General features: G+C 35.0%; 18 protein-coding genes. 8 read left to right on the top strand and 10 right to left on the bottom strand.

All coding sequences use genetic code 11. The features are described 5' to 3' along the window. Positions 1-87: 87 nt before the first annotated feature. The 3 genes from recO to B2745_RS03660 all read right to left on the bottom strand — a co-directional run bounded on the left by recO (position 88) and on the right by B2745_RS03660 (position 3,316). On the bottom strand, positions 88-813 hold the full coding sequence (recO, locus tag B2745_RS03650) for a DNA repair protein RecO (RefSeq protein WP_304063837.1): 726 nt from the start codon (positions 811-813) through the stop codon (positions 88-90). Position 814: 1 nt separating this feature from the next. Beyond that, positions 815-3,049: a T9SS type A sorting domain-containing protein gene (locus tag B2745_RS03655; protein WP_304063840.1), complete on the bottom strand. Its 2,235-nt coding sequence runs from the start codon at positions 3,047-3,049 to the stop codon at positions 815-817. 75 nt (positions 3,050-3,124) lie between these two features. Continuing rightward, entirely contained in the window at positions 3,125-3,316 is a 192-nt protein-coding gene (locus B2745_RS03660; protein ID WP_155977916.1) for a hypothetical protein, read from the bottom strand. 118 nt (positions 3,317-3,434) lie between these two features. Here B2745_RS03660 and ileS point away from each other — a divergent pair, with 118 nt between their 5' ends. The 8 genes from ileS (at position 3,435) to B2745_RS03700 (ending at position 12,971) form a co-directional block, all read left to right on the top strand. Next, positions 3,435-6,827 carry an isoleucine--tRNA ligase gene (ileS, locus tag B2745_RS03665; protein ID WP_304063844.1) on the top strand — a complete coding sequence of 1,131 codons (3,393 nt, stop codon included), beginning with the start codon at positions 3,435-3,437 and terminating at the stop codon, positions 6,825-6,827. Positions 6,828-6,829: 2 nt separating this feature from the next. After that, on the top strand, positions 6,830-7,213 hold the full coding sequence (locus B2745_RS03670; RefSeq protein ID WP_026904133.1) for a TraR/DksA family transcriptional regulator: 384 nt from the start codon (positions 6,830-6,832) through the stop codon (positions 7,211-7,213). Beyond that, positions 7,213-7,815 carry a lipoprotein signal peptidase gene (locus B2745_RS03675; RefSeq protein WP_304063847.1) on the top strand — a complete coding sequence of 201 codons (603 nt, stop codon included), beginning with the start codon at positions 7,213-7,215 and terminating at the stop codon, positions 7,813-7,815. Before B2745_RS03670 ends, B2745_RS03675 begins: the two co-directional genes overlap by 1 nt. A 21-nt stretch (positions 7,816-7,836) precedes the next feature. Then, positions 7,837-8,529, top strand: a complete 693-nt coding sequence (locus B2745_RS03680; RefSeq protein ID WP_304063850.1) for a DUF2490 domain-containing protein — start codon at positions 7,837-7,839, stop codon at positions 8,527-8,529. 223 nt (positions 8,530-8,752) lie between these two features. Next, positions 8,753-10,195, top strand: coding sequence for an SDR family oxidoreductase (locus tag B2745_RS03685; RefSeq protein ID WP_304063853.1), 1,443 nt, complete (start codon positions 8,753-8,755; stop codon positions 10,193-10,195). Between the two features lie 72 nt (positions 10,196-10,267). After that, positions 10,268-10,693: a CBS domain-containing protein gene (locus B2745_RS03690; RefSeq protein WP_026904129.1), complete on the top strand. Its 426-nt coding sequence runs from the start codon at positions 10,268-10,270 to the stop codon at positions 10,691-10,693. A 66-nt stretch (positions 10,694-10,759) separates the two neighbouring features. Further along, entirely contained in the window at positions 10,760-11,665 is a 906-nt protein-coding gene (locus B2745_RS03695) for a TIGR01777 family oxidoreductase (protein ID WP_304063855.1), read from the top strand. After that, positions 11,658-12,971, top strand: a complete 1,314-nt coding sequence (locus tag B2745_RS03700) for a cryptochrome/photolyase family protein (RefSeq protein ID WP_304063857.1) — start codon at positions 11,658-11,660, stop codon at positions 12,969-12,971. Before B2745_RS03695 ends, B2745_RS03700 begins: the two co-directional genes overlap by 8 nt. Before the next feature lie 3 nt (positions 12,972-12,974). Here the strand turns inward: B2745_RS03700 and B2745_RS03705 are convergent, their stop codons facing one another. The 7 genes from B2745_RS03705 to B2745_RS03735 form a co-directional block, all read right to left on the bottom strand. Further along, positions 12,975-13,979 carry a LacI family DNA-binding transcriptional regulator gene (locus B2745_RS03705; RefSeq protein WP_304063859.1) on the bottom strand — a complete coding sequence of 335 codons (1,005 nt, stop codon included), beginning with the start codon at positions 13,977-13,979 and terminating at the stop codon, positions 12,975-12,977. Between the two features lie 125 nt (positions 13,980-14,104). Continuing rightward, positions 14,105-15,223 carry a hypothetical protein gene (locus tag B2745_RS03710; protein ID WP_304063860.1) on the bottom strand — a complete coding sequence of 373 codons (1,119 nt, stop codon included), beginning with the start codon at positions 15,221-15,223 and terminating at the stop codon, positions 14,105-14,107. Between the two features lie 10 nt (positions 15,224-15,233). Continuing rightward, positions 15,234-15,935, bottom strand: a complete 702-nt coding sequence (locus B2745_RS03715) for a fasciclin domain-containing protein (RefSeq protein WP_026904124.1) — start codon at positions 15,933-15,935, stop codon at positions 15,234-15,236. A gap of 19 nt (positions 15,936-15,954) precedes the next feature. Continuing rightward, positions 15,955-17,514 (bottom strand): RagB/SusD family nutrient uptake outer membrane protein, encoded by a 1,560-nt coding sequence (locus B2745_RS03720; RefSeq protein WP_026904123.1) that lies wholly within the window; start codon positions 17,512-17,514, stop codon positions 15,955-15,957. Between the two features lie 11 nt (positions 17,515-17,525). Beyond that, positions 17,526-20,696 (bottom strand): SusC/RagA family TonB-linked outer membrane protein, encoded by a 3,171-nt coding sequence (locus B2745_RS03725; protein WP_304063862.1) that lies wholly within the window; start codon positions 20,694-20,696, stop codon positions 17,526-17,528. 369 nt (positions 20,697-21,065) lie between these two features. Further along, positions 21,066-22,088 carry an asparaginase gene (locus B2745_RS03730; protein WP_026904121.1) on the bottom strand — a complete coding sequence of 341 codons (1,023 nt, stop codon included), beginning with the start codon at positions 22,086-22,088 and terminating at the stop codon, positions 21,066-21,068. A 53-nt stretch (positions 22,089-22,141) separates the two neighbouring features. Then, complete coding sequence (locus B2745_RS03735; RefSeq protein ID WP_304063864.1) at positions 22,142-22,909, bottom strand: TatD family hydrolase; 768 nt, start codon at positions 22,907-22,909, stop codon at positions 22,142-22,144. Between the last annotated feature and the right edge of the window lie 67 nt (positions 22,910-22,976).

Raw genomic sequence — 22,976 nt, forward strand, 5'->3', positions numbered from 1 at the left:
TGCTCTGAACCAGCTGAGCTAATCCTCCAAATCTTTTGGGACTGCAAAAGTAAAATCTTATTCGAGAAAAGCAAAATAAATTTGAAATTATCCTAAAACTTCTTCTAAAATGGTATGTGATTTTACTTGCCCAAAATCATCTATATGCAAACTATAATAATCAATAAGCTTATCTATCAAAAACTTACGACTTTGATGTGCTATTTTAAGTTGCTGATAGTTTTCTAAAGAACATCTTAATAATAAAATGAAATTTTGTAAATCATCATTGGTGATGTACAATAAGTGATTAGGCTGTTGCTTGCTAAAAACACCATTTTTTAAATCGAAATAATTGCTGGTATCGGCGTAACTGGTATCAGGGTAAAACCCTAAAAACCTAGTTAACTTCACTAAAAAGACGAGATGAAAATTGGCTATAGGTTCTTCTGCAGCATCTAAAAGCTCAATAGACTTAAAAATAAACTCAAAAAGTACTTCATCATCTGATTGTTGCCTTAATGATTTATACAAAATCTCATTGATAAAAATGGCAATAGAACTTTTCACTATATCATAAGGGATATGATGTAGCATAGGCATACTCCTGATGTCTGAAATTTTCTGAATACCACCATTGGGCTTGTGATAAACCACCATATCCAACAGGTGTAATGGCTGCAACATATTCATCTTCACCTTAGACTTAGCTTTTTTTACCCCATTAATCATGTAAGATTGCAAGCCAAACTTCTCTGTAAAAATTCTGGCTACTACACTACTCTCAGAGTAATCTGTAACTTTTAAAACAATGCCTCTGGTCTTATGAATCATGTTATCTTACGATCATCAATTTAGAAATAGCGGTATCTGTACCATTTTCTGCAACTATTAAAATCAGATATACGCCCGAAGAGGCGGCATCTCCATTAAATGTACGTCCGTCCCAAGTTGCTAAGCCTCCTTTTGCTACGGTTTGGTAAACCAAGTTACCGCTGATGTCTGTTATTTTAACCCTGGCTTGCTCTGTTAATCCTTTTATAGCGATTAAACCTGTATATCCCGGTCTTACCGGATTTGGATAAACTGTAATTTCAGAAAGCTTTGCAGATGCTGCTGTAGCATCGCCACGATAAGACATTAAACCACCTTCGGTAGCAAAAAACACTTCTCCACTTTCAGCTTCTACCTCAATATCTACAATACGGTTGCTGATTAAAGGGCTATTGCTGGTATTAAAATTTAAAATTTGTTTACGCAAATCCTCATCAAAAAGCCAAACGCCATTATTTGTACCTATCCATTTGCGGTTTGCGCCATCTATAGCTATACAATTTATCCGCTCCTGACTTAATACTGGTCTTATAAAGCCATTTTCCGTAATTGTTGGAATTTCTATCTCTACATTACTAAAGGCATCTTCTGGATTCTCAATTACAGCTATTCCCTTATCTGTACCTATCCATAAGGCACTTTTTATATCCTTTTTAATACTTAAAATATCGGTTCCGGGTAATAAATTGGTTCCAAAACCGATAACTCTAGCTTGCGAACCATTAAAAACTAACAAACCTCTGTTTCTAATCATGAGCCATTTCTGAGATGCATCATCTACCAGTAAACCTTTAGCTTCTATAAAAGCACCCGGTAGCGCATCCTGAAAAGAGAAAGCCTGCCATGTGCCATCCATTTTTAACACAGACAAAGGACTGCTAACTCCAAACTGACTTACCCAAATATTACCCGTTTGATCTTCTCCAATACCCGAAACTCTTATTGTAGCAGCATCACCAACGGTAGTTTGTAAACTGCTATTCGTATTGTTAAAAAGGCTAAAGCTATCTCTATCCTTTATTAATAAGCCATTAACAAAAGAGCCTAAGTAAGTTTTTGCTGCTGATTGATGTATAACTGTAAGATCTCTAATAGGTGCTAATACCGAGTTTGATTGCTCGTTATAATTCTTCCATTCACCGTTTTTAAACTCGGTAAAACCTAAATTTTGAAATAAAGGCGAGTAGGTATCGCTAAAACCACCTGGTGCCATAAGCAACTGTTTGTTTAGGGATGATAAATCTTTAATAATTTGGGTTTGAGGACCTGCTGGTGTATAATTTACAAAGCTAGCATCAGGTTTAAAACCTACTAAGCCAATTTTATCATCGGCTATTAAAACTTCTTGGTTTAGTAAGGTAACATCATTTACGTTGTTAAAAACATTGGCATTCTGGATGTTTTTGAGCTGATTGAATTGACTATCGTAAACAATAACTCTAAAGGGTGCTATGGTAATGAACCTCTTATCAGCTACTTTTAAGCGCTTAACATCAACAGCAAAAATGGAAGATAATTTCCATTGGTTATTCTCAAAAATATAAATCTGGTTGTTAAATAAGCCGTAGAGTTTCCCATTAAAATCTACAACAGACCTACAAACCCCACCCGGATATAGCTGATTGGAGGCATGTTTACGCCACCTGCTAAAATCTATCAATAAATCATTGAGATTGGCTTCGTAAATACCGGCAGAGCTTGCTGCAAATATTTTATCTCCTAAAATAACGGTTTCAAAAACTTCTAGAGGCGCACCGTTTTCGGTAAAAAAATAAGTATCTGTAACTTCTTTTCTAGCAAGATTATAGACCACTATACCAAAGGCGGTACTCAAAAAAGCCATTTCTTGCTTAAAAAATACAGTATTAATGGTTTTTCTACCTAAGTTATTACGGTTAAAAATCTCTGGTAGGTTATAAAGTTTACCCTTCTCTAAAACATCTATGTTTGCGTTTTGGTAAACGATGAAGAGTTGCTTGGTATTTGTATTCCATTTTGCAAGTTTGATATCACTACTTGCAAAACCATCTAAAACAGAAAATTTTTGTACTTCTTTGGTATTTCTATCTACAGTAAACAGCCCTCCACTAGTGGCACAAAAAGCCTCTTCCTCATTTATATCAGTACTAGAAGCATTAAAAAAGGGTAGATAAACTTGCCACTGGCCTATGCCAACTTGCTGACCAAATACTACTTTGCTAACCAATAGCCATATCAGAAGGAGCTTTATTTTCATTTACAGCCCCAAATTAAGGCTTATCACTTAAAGCACAAAAATATAGCACCTTTATTGTAACATTGTGGCTTAAATTTAATGGATAGGCTTTTTCTCACCATACCTTTTAAACATAAATACGATGTATAAAACTGTTGCTATGGCTAAGCTCATTAAACCAAAACCTAAAATATACTTACCAAAATCTGGATTAAATAAGTATAATAAAATACTGGCAGCTACTATAATTGCCGAGTATCTTAATGCGTAAACTGATCTTCTTAACATAAGCTTTTTTAGTAATGGTAATACAATTTTCAAACCAGTTTTTGTTTTTCTCTTTCTATTACTATTTAAACATCTAAATGCCTAAATTTGCAACCTTAATTTTGGAGACAAAGCGCTGATGTACAAAGAATATAAGCAACTTAACTTATCACAAATAGGCAAAGAAGTATTAGAAAGCTGGAAAAGCAATCATATTTTCGAAAAGAGTATCAACAATCGTCCGGCTTCTAAACCATACACCTTTTATGAGGGGCCGCCGTCTGCTAACGGAATGCCTGGTATTCATCATGTTATGGCTAGATCTATTAAAGATATTTTTTGCCGTTATAAAACTTTAAAAGGTTTTCAGGTTAAAAGAAAAGGCGGTTGGGATACACATGGTTTACCTATTGAGCTAGCGGTTGAAAAATCTTTAGGTATCACCAAAGAAGACATTGGTAAGAAAATTAGTGTAGAAGAATATAACGATGCCTGCCGTAAAGAGGTAATGAAATATACCGATGTATGGAATGACCTTACTGAGAAAATGGGGTATTGGGTGGATTTAGAAAACCCATACATCACTTACGAAAATGAATATATTGAAAGCCTTTGGTGGATTTTAAAGCAATTACATAGCAAAGGTTTCTTATACAAAGGTTATACCGTACAGCCTTACTCGCCTGCTGCCGGTACAGGTTTAAGCTCGCATGAGTTAAACCAACCAGGTACTTATCGTGATGTTAAGGATACTTCCATTGTTGCGCAGTTTAGATTAAAGAAAGATCAGGTTTATCCGCTAATTTCAAAACTTTTTGAAACTGAGGAAGAAGATACCTCCATTATCGCTTGGACAACTACACCATGGACTTTACCGTCTAACTGTGCTTTGGCGGTTGGCGAGAAAATCACCTATGTAAAAATCAAAACCTTTAACCCATATACTCACCTTCCGGTAAGTGTTGTTTTGGCTAAAGATTTAATAGCTAAACATTTTAAAGCCGAAGCACAAAATTTATCTTTTCAGGATTATAAAGCTGGTGATAAACTCATCCCATGGGAAATTGCGGCCGAGTTTACAGGCAAAGAGCTTTTAGGCTTACGCTATTTCCAACTGCTTCCTTATGTAAGTAACGAGGATTTAGAAGCCAAAGCTTTCCGTGTGATAGCTGGTGATTTTGTGACGACAGAAGATGGTACGGGTATCGTTCATATTGCATCAGTTTATGGTGCTGATGACTTTAGAGTTGCCAAAGAAAATGGTGTACCGTCTGTTATGGTTACCGATGAAAAAGGAAACGAATTCCCTCTGGTAAACAAACAAGGTAAGTTTGTTGATGAGGTAACAGACTTTGCAGGCAAATATGTAAAAGAAGAGTATTATAGTGATGAAGAACGTAAAGCGGCCGATTTTAAGCCAACTGATGTTTTAATTGCCATAAAACTTAAAGAAGAAAACAAAGCTTTTGATGTTAAAAAGTACGAGCACAGCTACCCACATTGCTGGCGAACAGACAAACCTGTACTTTATTACCCTCTTGATAGCTGGTTTATCAAAACTACGGCTGTTAAAGAAAAGCTAGTTGCCCTTAATAAAACCATTAATTGGAAACCAGAAAGCACCGGAACCGGGAGATTTGGAAATTGGCTAGAAAACTTAGTTGACTGGAATTTATCTCGTTCTAGATATTGGGGAACACCTTTGCCGATTTGGAGAACAGAAGACGGAGCAGAAGAAATTTGTATTGGTGCTGTTGCCGAGCTAAACACAGAAATAGCAAAAGCTATAAAAGCTGGTTTTATGCCAGAAGGTTTTACTTTACAAGACATGCATCGTCCTTTTGTTGATGATGTAATTCTGGTTTCTTCAACGGGTAAAAAAATGTTCCGCGAGCCAGATTTAATAGATGTTTGGTTTGATTCTGGCGCTATGCCTTATGCACAATGGCATTATCCGTTTGAAAATAAAGAAGAATTTGAGAAAGCCTACCCTGCAGATTTTATTGCAGAAGGTGTAGACCAAACCCGTGGATGGTTTTTCACTTTACACACCCTAGCTACTTTATTAAGCGAAACCAGCGATGATATAAAAGCCGTAAATATTAAAAATGCGAACCAAGGCATTGCATTCAAAAATGTAATTTCTAATGGTTTGGTATTAGATAAAAACGGTAATAAGATGTCTAAAAGACTAGGAAATGCAGTAGATCCTTTTAGCACCATAGAAACTTACGGTGCTGATGCTACGCGTTGGTACATGATTAGTAATGCATCTCCTTGGGATAACTTAAAATTCAATTTAGATGGTTTAGATGAGGTTCGTAGGAAATTCTTCGGTACCCTTTACAATACTTATGCGTTTTTTGCCCTTTATGCCAATATCGATGGTTTTAAATACGCAGAAGAAGAAGTTGCTAACCGCCCAGAGATAGACCGTTGGATTATATCTTTATTAAATACTTTAACCAAAGAAGTAGACGAGTTTTATGAAGATTTTGAGCCTACAAAAGCGGCTAGAGCAATACAAAATTTTGTTGATGAGCATTTAAGTAATTGGTTTGTACGTTTAAGTCGTCGCCGTTTCTGGAAAGGTGATTATACTGAAGATAAAATATCGGCATATCAAACTTTATACACTTGCTTAGTGGGTGTTGCCAAATTAATGTCGCCTATAGCACCTTTCTTCTCAGATAGGCTGTTTAACGATTTAAATAGCGTCACGCAGAAGGAGGATGTAGCATCTGTACATTTAACAGATTTCCCTATTTACCAAGCTAATTTGGTTGATAAAGACTTAGAAGAAAGGATGCAACTAGCACAAGATATATCTTCCATGATATTATCTCTGCGTAAAAAAGTAGGCATAAATGTAAGACAACCGCTTAGTAAAATATTGTTACCAGTACTAGATCAAGGTTTCCAGCAAAAAGTAGAAAAAGTAAGAGAACTCATTCTTTCTGAGACCAATATCAAAGAAATTGAATTCATTACAGATACAGCGAGTATCATTAAAAAGAAAATAAAACCAAACTTTAAAGCACTTGGGCCAAAAGTTGGTAAGAGCATGAAAGCTGTAGGAAACTTTTTAACGGCTTTAAATGATGAGCAAATCCAAACTTTAGAGATCCATAGAAATATAACCTTTGAAGTAGAAGAACAAACATTCACCATTGCTGTTGAGGATGTAGAGATTATTGCAGAGGACGTACCGGGCTGGCAAGTTACCAATTTAGGGCGCTTAACTGTTGCTTTAGATGTTACCATTAGCCAAAACCTAAAAGAAGAAGGTATTGCCAGAGAGGTTATTAACAGAATACAAAATTTAAGAAAAGACAAAGGTTTTGAAGTTACGGATAAGATAAGTGTTGTGCTGCAAAGGCTTCCAGTTATTGCGGATGCGGTTAGTAGCAATTTATCCTATATTTGCGAAGAAACACTGGCAGAATCTTTGATATTAAGCGATGAATTAACCGGTGGAGACACCATAGAAATAGAAGACACTCAAATTTTTATCTCACTAAAAAAGAACTAAACATGGAGACTAATAATAAAACCCGCTACTCTGATGCCGAGCTACAAGAGTTTAAAGAACTGATAACAGCAAAATTAAATAGTGCTAAAGAAGAATTAGCCATGCTTGCGGGCTCTTTAAGTAACCCAAATGTTAATGGTACAGATGATACCGCTGGTACTTATAAAACCTTAGAAGATGGCTCTGCAACTTTAGAGAAAGAACAAATTAACCAGCTTGCTGCCCGTCAGAAAAAGTTTATTGAAAACCTAGAAGCTGCGTTGGTAAGAATAGAAAATAAAACTTACGGTATTTGCAGAGAAACAGGAAAATTGATACAAAAAGAGCGCTTAAAGGCTGTGCCACATGCTACTTTAAGTATGGAAGCTAAATTAAAACAGAATTAATGAAAGGTTATACCAAGCCTGTATTTTTAATCGTACTGGTACTTCTTGCTGATCAGATTTTGAAAACCTGGATTAAAACCAATATGTATATTGGTCAGGAATTCCAGATTATTCAAGACTTTTTTATTATCCATTTCACAGAAAATAACGGAATGGCCTTTGGAATGGAGTTTGGTGGAGAACTGGGAAAATTGGCGCTGTCTTTATTTAGAATTGTAGCTGTTATAGGGATAGGCTACGGTTTACACCATCTTATTAAGCATAAATATCATAGAGGTTTAATTCTTAATGTATCTCTTATTTTTGCCGGTGCCTTAGGAAACATCATAGATTCTGTTTTTTATGGTGTAATTTATGGCTATGAAAAACTTTTTCATGGCCGTGTGGTTGATATGTTTTACTTCCCTATTTTTACAGGGGTTTTTCCAGAATGGTTACCTGTTTGGGGTGGCGAAGATTTTATCTTCTTCAGGCCAGTATTCAACATCGCTGATGCGGCTATATCCGTAGGTGTTATTTTGATTTTAATTTATCAGAAAGTTTACTTTAAAGAAGAAATTAAAGAAGAGCCAAGTACCAATAGTGAAGTAATTGAAGATTAAGGAAATTCATTAATTACATTCATGAAGAAACAAATTCTACTCTTTTTAGCAGGTATTACATTAGCCTTAACAGCAACAGCGCAAACGGTTAATCAACAATCCGGCTGGGCGGCTTGGTTCCATAGTCAGAAATTTTCTAAAAAAACGGGGCTACATTTTGATTTTCAAGTACGCTCTGCAGATGATTTGGAATATGTAAGAAACATCCTGATAAGACCTGGCTTTACTTATTTTATTAATGATAAGCTAAATGCAACGGTTGGTTATGCTTTAATTATTACCGATGAACCTAACAGAGAAGCTCTTACAGAAAGTCGTATATGGGAGCAATTTATAGTAACCTACAAATTGGGTAAAATCCCCTTAACCCATCGTTTTAGGTTAGAACAAAGGTTTATTAACCAAGCTAATGGCGATGATGCTTTTTCGCAAAGGTTACGCTATTTTTTCAGGAGTGTTATCCCATTACAAAAACAAAATACGCCAGCTTTTAGTAAAGGTGCTTTCGTAGCTTTACAAAACGAAGTTTTCTTAAGTATTCAAAACCAACCCAATGGTTATTTATTTGACCAAAATAGGCTTTACTTGGCAGCAGGTTATAGGTTAAACCCGAAAATGGATTTAGAAGCAGGTTATCTCAATCAATCTATCAAAGGTGCTGCTGTAAATACCAATAATAACATCTTTCAAATAGCCTTGTATACTAGATTTTAATATTTAAAACCATCATAATAGAATAGGCTATCTCAAAATCGCATTTGTCACATTGAGCGGACCTTTTTTGTCATCCTGAGCGAAGTCGAAGGATAATAAAAAGGCTTCGACTCCGCTCAGCCTGACACAAAATTGTAGCTTGAGACAGGCTTTTCTGTTTACACTGATATTAAAAACTTCATCCTCTGGTAAAACTGCTTTCAGTTTTAGGTGTTGATAGGATATGAAGATTCTACTAACAGGTGCTAATGGCTATATCGGAACCAGATTATTACCTGTCTTACTAGAAAACAAACATGAAATAGTTTGTCTGGTAAGAGATAAAAGACGTTTTCAACGAGATAACAATTGGGAAAATCAGGTAGAGATTATTACGGGAGATTTACTTAGGGAAGAGTCTTTACAAGAAATCCCGAAGGATATAGATGCAGCTTATTATTTGGTACACTCTATGAGCAGTACAGATTTCAGCGATTTAGAAAAACTCTCCGCACATCATTTCATCAAAGCTTTAGAAAAAACAAATTGTAAGCAGGTTATTTACCTTACCGGGATTGTTAATGATGATAACTTATCGGTACATTTAAAATCAAGGTTAGGCGTAGAAGATATTCTCAAATCTTCAAAAATTGCACATACATGTTTAAGAGCCGCCATAATTATTGGCTCTGGTAGTGCATCTTTTGAAATCATAAGAGATTTAACCGAGAAACTTCCAATCATGATTGCCCCTAAATGGTTAAAAACACGTTGCCAACCCATTGCTATCAGAGATGTTTTAGCCTATTTACATGGCGTATTAGGCAATAACAAAGCTTTTAACAAAACTTTAGATATTGGAGGTCCTGATATACTTACCTATAAACAAATGCTATTGCTTTATGCTAAAGAAAGACATATTAAACGATGGATTTTTACTATTCCCGTACTTACCCCGAGATTATCATCCTATTGGTTAAATTTAGTTACCTCTGTAAATTATAGTATTGCTAGTAGTTTGGTAGAAAGTATGCGTAATGAGGTGGTTTGTAAAGACGAAGAGATTAAAAAAATTGTTCCGCATGAGTGTGTAAGCTACCAAACAGCTTTAAAATTGGCCTTTGAAAAAATAGAGCAAAACTCTATAGTATCTAGCTGGCGTGATGCTTTAAACCGTGGCTTTTTAGAAACCAGTTTTATGGACCAAGTTAAAGTACCACAAAATGGAACGCTAGCGTACAAAGTTAAAATTGATTTTAAAAGAGATAAACATGAGGTTTTACAAAATATTTGGGCTATTGGTGGTAAAAGGGGCTGGTATTATTTAGACTGGCTTTGGAATTTAAGAGGGATTATAGACAAACTAGCCGGTGGTGTAGGTACCAGAAGAGGAAGAAGAAGTAATATAAACGTAAAAGCAGGCGATGCCTTAGACTTTTGGAGGGTAATTTTAGCTGATAAAAAAAATAGCAGGCTGTTGCTATATGCGGAGATGCGTTTACCGGGCGAGGCATGGTTGGAATTTAAAATTATTGATAGACCAAGTGGAAGCATCTTAAGCCAAGTGGCAACCTTCAGACCTAGAGGGCTATGGGGACGTATTTATTGGTGGATGTTATGGCCTTTTCATTATTTTATCTTTAATGGGATGGCACTTAACTTGGTGAATTACAAAGAAAATGTTTAACCGTTTTTTGATATTACTATTTCTTTGTAAGGAAAATTTTACTAAATTTAGTTAACCCATAAAACTAGATTTATGAAACCTGTAAGTAAAATCCTTAAACAAAAAACCAATCATCTTATTAAACTCAGTCCTGATGCTACAGTTTTTGAAGCTCTACAGCTGATGATGGACCATAATATTAGTGCTGTTTTAATAGGCCAAGACCAACTTGAAGGAATTTTTACTGAAAGAGATTATGCCCGTAAAGTGGTACTACAAGGTAAATCATCCAAAGAAGTTAAGCTTAAAGAAGTGATGACTGCAAATTTAGTTACCATTTCTCCGCAAGATAGTGTTGAGTACTGCATGCAAATGATGACAGACAGACATATACGCCATTTACCCGTTTTAGAATTTGGAAATTTGGTGGGCATGGTTTCTATAGGTGATGTTGTAAAATTTGTTATAGAAGACCAAAAACAAACCATTCAGGATTTAGAAAGCTATATCAAAAGCTAAATTATCAATAACTAAAATGTAGTCTGTTAAAAACTAAAATCTGGTATTTTGGTTATTAAAACAGCTATGGCAAAAAAAATTCTGATTACTGGCGGCACAGGTTCTGTTGGTAAAACCTTAACACAATTATTACTCAGCAAAGGACATGAAGTCTGTCACCTTTCCAGAAGTAAAGGCAAAAACCCTAGTGTTAAAACTTTTATCTGGGATGTAGAAAATCAAGTTATTGATGAAACCTGCATTGATGGTGTAGATACCATTATCCACTTGGCTGGTGCTGGTATTGCAGATAGCCGCTGGACAGCAAAAAGAAAAGAGTTATTGATAAAAAGCCGTACAGAATCTATAAAGCTTATTTATCGGTTATTAGATAAAAAACCACATCAAGTTAAAGAAATTATTTCCGCCTCGGCTTCTGGCTATTATAGTAACCGTGGCGATGAAATTTTAACAGAAACATCAAAACCTTTAGATGATTTTTTAAGTACTTGCTGTATTTTATGGGAACAAGCTGTAGATTTAGGTAAAAAATACAATTTACGTATCGTAAAATTTAGAACAGGTGTTGTGTTAGATAAAGATTCTGGTGCGCTAGAAAAATTAGCACAGCCTATAAGATTTGGCGTAGGCTCTCCGCTTGGTAATGGCAAACAATGGATTTCTTGGCTACATTTAGAAGATGTTGTAAATATGTATGATTTCGCCATAGAAAATGAGCAATTAGAAGGTGTTTTTAACATGAGTTCGCCATTACCTGTCACCAATGCAGAATTAACAAAAGCTGTTGCTCAACAATTTAAAAGACCTATCTGGCTCCCTAACGTTCCTGCTTTTATTTTAAAGCTTTTATTTGGTGAGATGAGCTTAGTAGTACTAGGAAGTACCCGCATGGATGTAAAAAAAATACAAGATGCCGGCTTCAAATTTAAATTCCCTGATATCAAATCTGCATTAAAAAATATTTATGAGTAATTCTAAAATCAGTATCCTTTGGTTTAGAAGAGATCTTAGGCTAAATGATAACGCTGCCTTGTATCATGCTTTAAAAAGTAATCATCAGGTTTTACCCCTATTTATTTTTGATGAAAATATACTTACAAAATTGGAAGATAAAGATGATGGCAGGGTAACTTTTATCCATCAGGAGATCATGAAAATAAGGGAACAACTTCATAGTTTAGGTAGTTCAATCATCATCAAATACGGTAAACCTTTAGCTATTTGGTCGTCCTTATTAAAAGAATATGATGTTGCTGAGGTTTATACCAATCATGATTATGAGCCTTATGCTAAAGAAAGAGATAAAAGTTTAAATCAGTTATTTCAAGAAAAGCAGATTTTATTTAAAACTTTTAAAGACCAAGCTATCTTTGAAAAAGATGAAGTTGTTAAGGATGATGGCTCTCCTTATGTAGTTTTTACGCCTTACAAAAGGAAATGGTTAGCTCAGTTAAATCCCTATCACTACAAATCTTATCCAACAGAAAAATACTTCCAGCATTTTTACCAAACTAAACCATTTGCAGCTATAAATTTGGCAGATATGGGTTTTGAACCTAGTAAATTAAAATTTCCTGAAATATCTTATTTAGGTATTTTAAAAGGATATGGAGAAAATAGGGACTACCCTGCTAAAAATGCTACTTCTCGTATCAGTTTACATCTTAGATTCGGGACTATCAGTATACGCGAATTGGTAAAAAATGCTTTGGATTATAAAAGTGAAGCTTGGTTAAATGAATTGATTTGGAGGGATTTTTATTTTGCTATTATATGGCATTTCCCACATTCTGCAACACAAGCTTTTAGGCCCGAGTATGACCAAATAGCATGGCGTAAAGATGAAGAAGCTTTTAAAGCATGGTGCGAAGGAAAAACAGGTTACCCCATTGTAGATGCTGGTATGCGAGAACTTAACGAGACTGGTTTTATGCACAATCGTATCAGGATGGTTGTGGCAAGCTTCTTAACCAAGCACTTACTGTTAGACTGGCGCTTGGGAGAGCGTTATTTTGCCAGAAAACTTCTTGATTTTGAGCTTTCCAGTAATGTAGGAGGTTGGCAATGGGCGGCAGGTTCTGGTGTTGATGCAGCACCTTATTTTAGAATTTTTAACCCTTATGAGCAACAAAAAAAATTTGATAAAGAACTAGCTTACGTAAAAAAATGGGTTCCTGAATTTTCAGATCCGTTTAAATATCCTAAAGCTATTGTTGACCATAAATTTGCCAGAGAAAGATGCTTAAAGGTTTATCAGGAAGGATTAGCTAAGCGTTAGCTACTAGGTTGAAGCTCTTTTAATTAGGACAGATGGTAAAATAATTTTTTCATCATTTAATTCAACCATATTCCTATTCAGAGCATCCAATATGGCTTGTGCTGCTGCTTTACCAATTTCATAAGCCGGCTGCGAAACTGTAGTTAAAGGTGGGCTCAACAATGCTGCCGCAGGCATATTAGAAAATGTAACCACTTTAACATCACCAGGAATAGATAAGCCTAAATCTCTACAAACGGTATAGGTTGTAATGGCTAATCTTTCTACACAAGTAAATATAGCATCGGGTCTGTTTGGAGAGGACAACAACTTTTTAATAAGATTATAATTCTCATCATCATTGGTGGTACAACTTAAAACTCTTTTTTGCTCGCCCGTATATTTATAATCTTCTAAAGCTTTTAAACAACCTTGCATTCTTTTTTGGTCTACTGATATATTGAGTGATAAGGATATGTAGGCGATTCTCTGTGCTCCTCTCTCAATAAGATGTTCTGTTGCTTTATAGGCGCTTTCTATATCATTGGTAATTACTTTTACTGTATTCAGTTTATTAGAAACCCTGTCAAAAAATACAATTGGAATTTTTTTCTCCTTTAATGCTCTTAAATGAGAAATATCATGGGTTTCTGTGGCCATACAAATTAATACGCCATCTACCCTTCCTTCTAGCTTATTTACAATATTGACTTCTTTTTGCTGATCTTCATGACTTAGATAAATAAGCAACTGATAACCTGCTGTTTGCATGATAGACTCTATACCATCTATTGCTAATGCAAAAAAGTTATTGGATAATTCGGGTATGATAACAGCAATAGTCTTGGTCTTTTGACTACGGAGACTCATTGCATGAGGGTTGGGCTGGTAATTTAACTTTTCGGCCAGGTACTTTACCTTCTGTTTAGTTTCCTCACTAATTTCATGACTATTACTTAAAGCCCTAGAAACCGTGGAAACAGAAAGGTTTAATTCTTTAGCTAGTTGCTTCAGGTTAACTTTACTCATATAACTTCTCTTTTACCAAGATAAGAATAAGTTAAGAAATGTAGCAATGGCTACTGCATGTTTAAATAAAAACGGGCAAGTTTGTAAGCTTACCCGTTTTAAAATTGGTTTAATAATATTTCTCCTTATATAGGATCACTTAAAATAGTGCCATCGTTATTGATGTAAACGCTGTTTAAAAATAAAATTGAAGGATTAGTATCAGCAGCCACTTTACCAGGGAATTGAATTTGAAATTCTCTTACCACAGGATCTTCAAAATCAGGAAATCTTGTTTTTGCCTCTGCTAACCAATTCTTTATACCATCACTTCTAAACCATTCTACACCCTCAACGTGTGCAATAAACACATTTTCAGCATTTATGGAGAAGGTTATATTTTTTGCTACACCATCAGCAAATAGAAATCTTGGATCTCTTCCTGATTGGGCAGTTAGACCAGGTCCTGTTAGTGCATAAGGTGCTGGAAATGTACCAACTGTAAAAGTACCTGTACCAGTTGCTGGTGTATATGTTTCAAATCTTATTTGATAATTATTTTGGGTAGCTGGATTATTTCTAGGCCAAATCTCCCATCTAATTTCTCTGATATAAGCTCTTTCTGGATTCCTTGAAGGTTGATTAAAAAGTAACCTAACAGTGAAAGGAGCACCTGTTTTAAAAAATGTTTTGTATCCTATCTTTGTTCTAACTGAAAAAGGAATTTTTAGCTCTGCCAGATTTAATAATCTACGAATATTAGCATCTGTATTACTATTGTTATTTCTATTTGATGCTAGCTCAATAGAACTATTTTGACGATTATTAGAATTAAATAAGACAGGAGTAGTCCCTCCTCTAACATTAGACTGTGACCATCCATTTCCTATAAATGTATATGGGCTTTGAAAATGATCAAAGAAATATCTGGTAACATTCATTGTAGTTGTTCTGGTAGAAGTGTTCTTACCTTTTTTAGCAGTGGCTGTAACCTGATACTGTCCTACTTGAGTAGGAGCAACCCAAACATTTTCGAATAAATTCTGAGTTCTAAACCCTTCGAATCTACCGCCGTTTGCTGACCATTCGTAAGACATTCCTTCTTTCTCACCCTCAGTACTAGCCCACATTAATACCTTCTCACCAAAATAGTATTCGTCTCCGGCTTTATTTAGTGAGACCATTTCTACTTCATCATCTTTCTTGCAGGAGGTAATTATTAAACCTAATACAAGAACATAAAATATATTTTTTGCTACTCTCATTGTTTTAAAATTATGGATTGTTAATAATAGCCTGCCTTGTAGGTTGAGTTAAAAACCTATTCATTACGTGAACTACACCATTTGTTGCATAAAGATTTGGAGTACGTGGTGTTAAACCAGAAACAGGACTATTTAAATAATCATTGATTCTTAAATTACCATCTCTGTCGTTTGTCATATACATCCTTACTTTAGCTGAATCATTCGTAGCATTGAAGGCAAAAGACTCAAACCAGCGTGGTGTTGATCCCAATACCGGGTAATCTACTCTACCTTTAATTACATGATATCTTAAAAGCCTAGCAATTTCTTCTCTACTATAATCAGCCCAGGATGACCCTCTAACTAATAAATTAAATGTAGGACTGCTGGGGTCTGTATCTATAACTCTATTAATGCTAAAATAGCTATTACCATCTTCTATATTAATGGTAGCATTATTGTGCAATAAGAAAAATGTATTACCCTCAGACATATAAAGCTGCTTCACATCACTAAAAGCTGGATCTTGATCTACATAAGCTAAAGCTTCTATCAATCCAGAAAACAAATCTGGTCTGGATTGGATAAATTCCATAGTTGTCATATTCAATTTATCATTATAAAATGATGTTGTATACTTTTTAGACTTCTGTAAAGGGAGTTTTTCACAAGCTGTCAAAACAGTAACTAAACAAGCTACTCCAATAACAAATATTCTTTTTAAATTCATCTTAATTAAATTAAAATTATTATTCTGAATAAGGAGGATTTTGTTTACCTCTCAACAAAGGATTAGCGTTGATAACAGCTGAATTAATAGGATATAATATACGTCCCATTGCTTCATTTGAATTATAAACTACAGATCCGGCTCTACTTGATAATACAGGATTCATGATTTCTCTTAGATATTCATATCCATTTAGTGAGTAATCATAAATATTACCTATTCTACAGAGATCAAACCATCTCTTGCCTTCTCCTAATAATTCAAGCTGTCTTTCTTCCAGAACTGTTCTCTGAATTGCAATACCTATTTGGTCAGAAGTACCAGAATAATCGGATAATCTCGCCTGAATAGTGTAACCTACACGATTTCTTACTGCGTTAACAATGTCTAGAGCTTGTTGATGGCTACCTGTACGAGCCAAAGCTTCTGCTCTAAGAAGCATAACATCTGCATATCTATAAATTGGTAATTTAACATTACATTGGTCATTACCTATATATGTAAACCTATTAGTAACTGGATCTACAGCCATGAACTTCCCAAATTTCTCAACAGTTGTTTCGTAAATTGCTAAAGTTGGGTATAAAACAGTATCAACCGAGTTCCATAATCTAGAATCTAACTTTCTATTTGTAACTGGATCCACTCTGTTATAATATTTACCTATTACGTTGCCTCCAAATGTATATTGACTGGTGTTAGAACCTGAGCCAAACTTCTGGCATACACCTATACCTTCATTACCAAATTCTACAGCGTCCCAATATAAATTGAAGATAGTCTCTGTAGATGCTTCTGGATTTAGAAAAATATTCTTCCAACCAGCTCCGTTTGTAACCCAAGAATACCCTGAAATGTTGTTCGATGCGCTAATTGCTTCATTGTATTCTTGAAACCACATGTGGACATCAGTTTTAAGTGCATATACCGCAGGTCTCTGAATATAGAATTTAATAGCAGTATTTCCTCCAATATTTGCAATTGCGCCGTCTAAATCAGAAAGAATTTGAGCCTTCACTTCCGCCACTGTTGCTCTAGGGAAGTTTATTTGCTCCGTTACTGATTCAATTGGAGTATCCACAATTGGAACACCTCCCCAAACTCTTAAAGCATAAAAGTACAACATTGCTCTTATCGCATAAGCTTGACCTAGCTTATCACGATATAAAACTTCACCTGCTGCCACATTGCTTTCAATCATTGGAGGTAACCTATTAATCGCTGTATTACAAAGAGAGATTGTTCTATATAAATTTGTCCAATCTGTAATGCTATTTAAATCATTATCATTACCTGCTAAAACATTATTCAATAATTTAGTTTGTGCGGTACCAGTACCAGCTCTTGTAACGTTATCAGATCTCACTTCTCCCCAATCAAACCAATTGGTACGTAGAGTTGTTTGAAGAGAATTATAAACTCCTGCCATGAAGGCTTCAACATCCTTTTGATTCCTCCAAAAATTATCAGGTGCTACTGTTTCAAGCGGATCTCTTTCAAGAAAGCTACAACCTGAACCACTTACCAATAAGAATATTGTAGCACTTATTGTAAAGAATATATTTTTTATCTTTTTCATATTATTAATATTTAAAAACTAGCATTAAGACCAAGACCAAATTCACGTCTTCTTGGATATCTTCCAACATCTCTTCCCGGTTCTAAAACATTTCTTTGATTAACCTCTGGATCAAATCCTGAGTAACTTGTCCATGTAGCTAAATTATTGCTATAAGCATATAAGCTTAGGTTTTTCATAAAGGCTCTTTTAGCAATTTTATCCGGCATCTGATAAGAAAGTCTTACAGTTTGCAAACGGATAAAAGATCCATCTTCTAAGAAGTAGCTATTGCCAGGACGAGAATTATTGGCTGTTCTATCTCTACTATAAACATCCGTTATTTGCCCAGGATATTTCCATAAGTTTCTGATGATATATGGGAAAGGAGTTACGTTTGTTGAACTAAACTGAGCATTTCCTCTATTTAACTCATTGTAAATTTGGTTTCCAAAGCTTCCAAATAAAAAGAAAGAGAACGTAAACTTCTTGTAGCTTAAGCTGTTTTGAAATCCTACAGTTAGTTTAGGTATACCTGAGCCAAGCACTTGTCTATCTTCAATACTTATGGTATTGTTATAATTTCCATTAGCATCTGGAAGATTCTCCCATATTACATCGCCTCCTTTTGAAATAGTACCATCTACACTCAATTGGCTGACTGGTCCTGTGTACGGAGTGCCATCAGGAAGAACATAGCCAGTTAATACTGGTCTTAAATTTTTATCTGTAAATATATTCCCGTCAGCATCTCTTTGAAATTGCGGGATTAATCTTGTAGTATAATCTGGGGTATAAGCGTTAGATTCATCATAAGCATAAACACCTAAAGCTTTATATCCAAAGAATCTTCCTGCCTCTTCACCTTCTCTCACTAAAAAGATATTATTAAGGATATATTCATCACCAGGTAAGTCTGTTATGTCATTCCTGTTGAACCCTAAATTAACATTAGATTGCCAGATAAAATTTTTAGTTGTATTTCTAATAGGATAGCCTGAAATTTCAACTTCCACCCCTCTATTTCTAATCGAACCGCTGTTTATAGTTGCATTGTCTGGAAAACCAATCTCTCTTGGAAGAGGTTGATTTGATAAAAGATCTTTTGTTGTTTTGGTATAATAAGAAGTTGATACAGCTAATCTACCTCCAAATAAGGTTAAGTCTAAACCAACATCAGCTTGTTCCTGTTGTTCCCATCTCAAACCGCTATTACCTAATCTCTCACTTACAACAACACCACTTACGCCATTATAAAAATATTCGCCAAATACATATTGATTTCTGGAGGCAAAATTACCTATGTTTTCATTACCTGTTATACCCCAAGTTGCCCTGAATTTCGCATCTGTTAAAAACTTCTTAGACCATGACATAAACTTTTCATCACTTATCCTCCAAGCAAAAGAAGTTGATGGAAAATAAGCCCATCTATTATCCGCACCAAATCTTGAAGACCCATCTCTTCTTATCGTAGCATTTAAGATGTATCTGCCTTTATAATTATATCCGGCTCTTGCGAAAAAACCTAAAAGTGCATTTTGCGTTGCCCCAGTATTGGTACCAGCAGGACTTAAATCTTCTAAAGCATTTAATGTTTCAATACTTTCGGTAATAAATCCACTACCATTTATGCGGATAGAGTTTAGTCGAGATTCATCTAAGTTCGCACCTAAAGTACCTGTGATGGTATGATCATTATTTATTGTTTTATTATAAGAAAAATAAGCATTTGCTTGAAGTCTTCTAATAGTTTCATTAGATTCAGAAGCTGTACCAATGCCTGTATTTTCTAATAATCCAGAAACGGAGTTTCTATTTCGATCTAAGTTTAAAGAAGCCGAACCATCGAGGTGGAACATTAATGGTTTGCTTAATTTATACTCAAAAGATTGATAAATTATACCTGTATATAAACCATCTAAATCTTTTCTTAATCTTGCCTCTTCGATAGGATTTTTACGCCCCCCATTATCATAAATAGGCGTTCCGTCTGGCAGATAAAGTGCTTGAGAAGCTGGTCTTTGAGCAGCTTGAGATAAAACTCTACCGTCATTAACTCTATTTATGTTTTGGTATCCAAATGTTATTCTGGTAGCAAGTGTTGCTTTTGGAGAGATATTGTAATCTACATTGGTTCTCAAATTAAATCTCTTATTGTAAGAAGAAAGAATAATTCCTTCATCATCAAGATACTGAACACCCGTGTAATATGTTAGCCCTTTTTGCCCACCACTAACACTAAAATCTACCTGACGTCTTACACCTGTTTGGGTTATTAAATCTTGATAATCCCAATCATTGTTTCTTCTGTAAGCTGTAGAATCATCAAAAATAGGATATAACCCAAAACGAGTTGGTAAGTTACTTTGCTCAAAGCCTTCTCTTTCTAAACGATTTGCTTGAGGTAATTTATGCGCTAAGTTACTGTAGCTCTGAATATAATTTAATTGAACTCTTGGTTTACCCTCTTCTCCTCTTTTTGTTGTAATTAAGATAACCCCATTGGCAGCTCTAGCACCATAAATAGAAGTTGAAGCAGCATCCTTTAAAATCTCAATAGATTTAATATCGTTAGGACTTATACCATTAATATTATCTACCTGAACACCATCAACAACATAAAGTGGTCTTCCTCCATCTGCTGAAATAGTAGAAACCCCTCTAATTGATATTTGAGCTTCATCTCCAGGAGCACCAGAATCAGCAGCTACACGCACACCTGCAGCAGCACCTTGTAAAGCATCAAAAATATTTACAGGAACACGTTCTTCAATAGTCTTTTGGCTTACAGAACTTATTGCCCCAGCATTATCTCTTTTTGGAGCCGTTCCATAACCAATTACTATTACTTCATCTAACCTGCTAATGTCTTCTTTTAAAGTTACATTAATACTTGTTCGGTTATTTACAGCAACCTCTTGAGAAAGAAAACCCAGATATTTTAATTGCAAAACTCCATTTCCTGGTGCATTTAATTTAAACTGGCCATTTTCATTGGTCATGGTGCCTGAGGTAGTTCCTTTAATTGTCACTGCTACGCCGGGTAAAGGTAATCCACCTTCATCTTTGATAACCCCAGATACACTAATCGTTTGTGCGTAAGCACTGGCTACCATTAAAGGTATTACCAACAAGCATAGCACTAACCTTCTTTTAAAAATTAACTTTTGGAAAAAGTCTAGTAGTACTCTTTTTTTCATTTTATTGATTTATAGATTGGTTAATTGGTTTTTTCTGATGATTCTTTAATTGTGTACCGATTAAGCTTTATAGCATAGAAAAACGGTTGTGTCTAATCTTCCATGATTTAACTTGCATAGTAAAAAAAGTAATGGTTTTTGGTTTATTATTTGGGGATAGTGTTAACAAGCTATTTAGGTTAACTTCTATTAAACCCCCTTTATTCAAATATCGAATAAATAAAATCCAGATATGTATGGCAGATTGGCAAAAGAATATCTCCAATTAACATATAATACCATGTTATTTGGAGATCATTTTAATAAGATAGTGTAAGAAACCACATGATGGTGGTAGTCAAGAAGGTTGATTAAAAATACGATCGCATGTTAATATTGCGTTAATTCGCCTCTTATAGACGTACGAAGTCTACGCAATAAACGGTCTTTAGGATAGTTTCTACCTAATAAATACATGAGTTTTGTTACGGCAGCTTCAAAAGTCATGTCATAACCATTAACAACACCCATTTTCAATAACTCGCTACTTGTTTCATAGCGCCCCATTTCTACTGAGCCTACTTTACATTGCGAAATATCTAAGATAATTTTTCCGTTTTTAATAGCATGGTCTAACCTATCTAAAAACCATTTTGCTGTTGTGGTGTTACCTGCCCCAAAACTCTCCATAATGATAGCTTCTGCATCAGAGTTTAGAACGGCATCTACAATTTGAGGACTTATGCCTGGATATAATTTTAACACCCCTATATTATTGTTTACATTAGAATGTACTTTTAAGATACAGTTTTCGCATTTCCCTATGGCTGCATCATTATATTTAATATGTACGCCAGCTTCTACTAAAACAGGATAATTGGGTGATCTAAAAGCTTCAAATTTGGCAGAGTTATATTTGAAGGTTCTATTACCTCTAAAAAGTTTATTCTCGAAATAGATACACACTTCTGGAACCCGGGCTTTCCCATCAGGTAGTTTTGCTGATGCAATTTCTAAGGCGGTGATAAAGTTCTCCTTAGCATCTGTTCTTACTTCAGATATAGGAAGTTGCGAGCCCGTAAAAATAACTGGCTTGGTTAGACCTTCTAGCATAAAGCTTAAAGCTGATGCCGAAAACGCCATCGTATCAGAACCATGAAGAATTAAGAAACCATCATGATCATCATAATTATCTTCAATTAATTTGGCTAGAAATGCCCAAATTTCGGGCGTCATATCAGAAGAGTCTATGATAGGATTAAAAGAGTGGACGGTTAATTGATAATCCATTCTTTTTAACTCGGGAACATTCTCTATAATTTGTTCAAAAGTAAATGGCTTGAGAGCGCCTGTTGCCGGATCGGTTATCATACCAATGGTACCGCCGGTATATATGACAAAAATTTTGGTCATCAGGTTAATTTTAATTTTGAACTTTATGAGTTACAAAGAAAAAGAAATAGTTCTTATACACCAAAGATTTCTATGGAATTAGCCGTTGTAATTTCTGCAAGCTCTTTTAAAGGAATTTGATGTAAATCTGCCACTTTTTGGGCAACATGAATAAGGTAAGCACTCTCATTAGGCTTTCCTCTAAAAGGTACTGGAGCCAGATAGGGTGCATCCGTTTCTAAAACGATATGTTTTAGATTTATTTGCTCTACTACTGCATCTAAACCAGACTTTTTGTAGGTTACAACCCCGCCTATCCCTAAGAAAAACCCTAAGGAGATGACTTCTCTGGCTTGTTCTAAATTTCCGCTAAAACAATGGAATATTCCTCTTAGCTTATCATCTTTCATTTCGTGAAGTATGGCTAACACCTCATCAAACGCTTCACGACAGTGAATAACAATAGGTAAATCTAAATCTTTAGCCCATTGAATTTGCTGTTTAAATGCTTCTTGTTGTAAGCTAAGCGTGGTTTTATCCCAATATAAATCTATCCCTATTTCACCAATAGCATAAATTTTTGCATCATGTAGATAAGATTTTATTTTACTTAATTCATCCTCAAAACCAATTTTAACATCGCAAGGATGCAAGCCCAACATAGGGAAACAGTGGGCTGGATACTGCTTACATAAATCAAAAACCATGGGAACAGATTCATGATCTACATTAGGTAAAAACAACCTGCTCACATGGTTAAGAAAACAGTTATCTATCAACTGCTTTCTTTTATCTATATCCTGCTCATAATAAATATGAGTATGGGTATCTGTCAATATCATTTCTAAAAAGTTCTTTCTTTATCTTTTAAAAAGGAACATAACAAAAAACCCTTTCTAAAATTAGAAA

Origin of the sequence: Pedobacter glucosidilyticus, from assembly GCF_002483235.1 — a bacterium.
Lineage (GTDB): Bacteria > Bacteroidota > Bacteroidia > Sphingobacteriales > Sphingobacteriaceae > Pseudopedobacter > Pseudopedobacter glucosidilyticum_B.

What these genes read in the sequence shown, in the direction of transcription:
- B2745_RS03670 (WP_026904133.1), top strand. Translation starts at nt 6,830, where the DNA reads ATGGAGACTAATAATAAAACCCGCTACTCTGATGCCGAGCTACAAGAG.
- B2745_RS03705 (WP_304063859.1), bottom strand. Translation starts at nt 13,979, where the DNA reads ATGAGTAAAGTTAACCTGAAGCAACTAGCTAAAGAATTAAACCTTTCT.
- B2745_RS03700 (WP_304063857.1), top strand. Translation starts at nt 11,658, where the DNA reads ATGAGTAATTCTAAAATCAGTATCCTTTGGTTTAGAAGAGATCTTAGG.
- B2745_RS03660 (WP_155977916.1), bottom strand. Translation starts at nt 3,316, where the DNA reads ATGTTAAGAAGATCAGTTTACGCATTAAGATACTCGGCAATTATAGTA.
- B2745_RS03735 (WP_304063864.1), bottom strand. Translation starts at nt 22,909, where the DNA reads ATGATATTGACAGATACCCATACTCATATTTATTATGAGCAGGATATA.
- recO (WP_304063837.1), bottom strand. Translation starts at nt 813, where the DNA reads ATGATTCATAAGACCAGAGGCATTGTTTTAAAAGTTACAGATTACTCT.
- B2745_RS03690 (WP_026904129.1), top strand. Translation starts at nt 10,268, where the DNA reads ATGAAACCTGTAAGTAAAATCCTTAAACAAAAAACCAATCATCTTATT.
- B2745_RS03730 (WP_026904121.1), bottom strand. Translation starts at nt 22,088, where the DNA reads ATGACCAAAATTTTTGTCATATATACCGGCGGTACCATTGGTATGATA.
- ileS (WP_304063844.1), top strand. Translation starts at nt 3,435, where the DNA reads ATGTACAAAGAATATAAGCAACTTAACTTATCACAAATAGGCAAAGAA.
- B2745_RS03655 (WP_304063840.1), bottom strand. Translation starts at nt 3,049, where the DNA reads ATGAAAATAAAGCTCCTTCTGATATGGCTATTGGTTAGCAAAGTAGTA.
- B2745_RS03720 (WP_026904123.1), bottom strand. Translation starts at nt 17,514, where the DNA reads ATGAAAAAGATAAAAAATATATTCTTTACAATAAGTGCTACAATATTC.
- B2745_RS03715 (WP_026904124.1), bottom strand. Translation starts at nt 15,935, where the DNA reads ATGAATTTAAAAAGAATATTTGTTATTGGAGTAGCTTGTTTAGTTACT.
- B2745_RS03710 (WP_304063860.1), bottom strand. Translation starts at nt 15,223, where the DNA reads ATGAGAGTAGCAAAAAATATATTTTATGTTCTTGTATTAGGTTTAATA.
- B2745_RS03695 (WP_304063855.1), top strand. Translation starts at nt 10,760, where the DNA reads ATGGCAAAAAAAATTCTGATTACTGGCGGCACAGGTTCTGTTGGTAAA.
- B2745_RS03685 (WP_304063853.1), top strand. Translation starts at nt 8,753, where the DNA reads ATGAAGATTCTACTAACAGGTGCTAATGGCTATATCGGAACCAGATTA.
- B2745_RS03725 (WP_304063862.1), bottom strand. Translation starts at nt 20,696, where the DNA reads ATGAAAAAAAGAGTACTACTAGACTTTTTCCAAAAGTTAATTTTTAAA.
- B2745_RS03680 (WP_304063850.1), top strand. Translation starts at nt 7,837, where the DNA reads ATGAAGAAACAAATTCTACTCTTTTTAGCAGGTATTACATTAGCCTTA.
- B2745_RS03675 (WP_304063847.1), top strand. Translation starts at nt 7,213, where the DNA reads ATGAAAGGTTATACCAAGCCTGTATTTTTAATCGTACTGGTACTTCTT.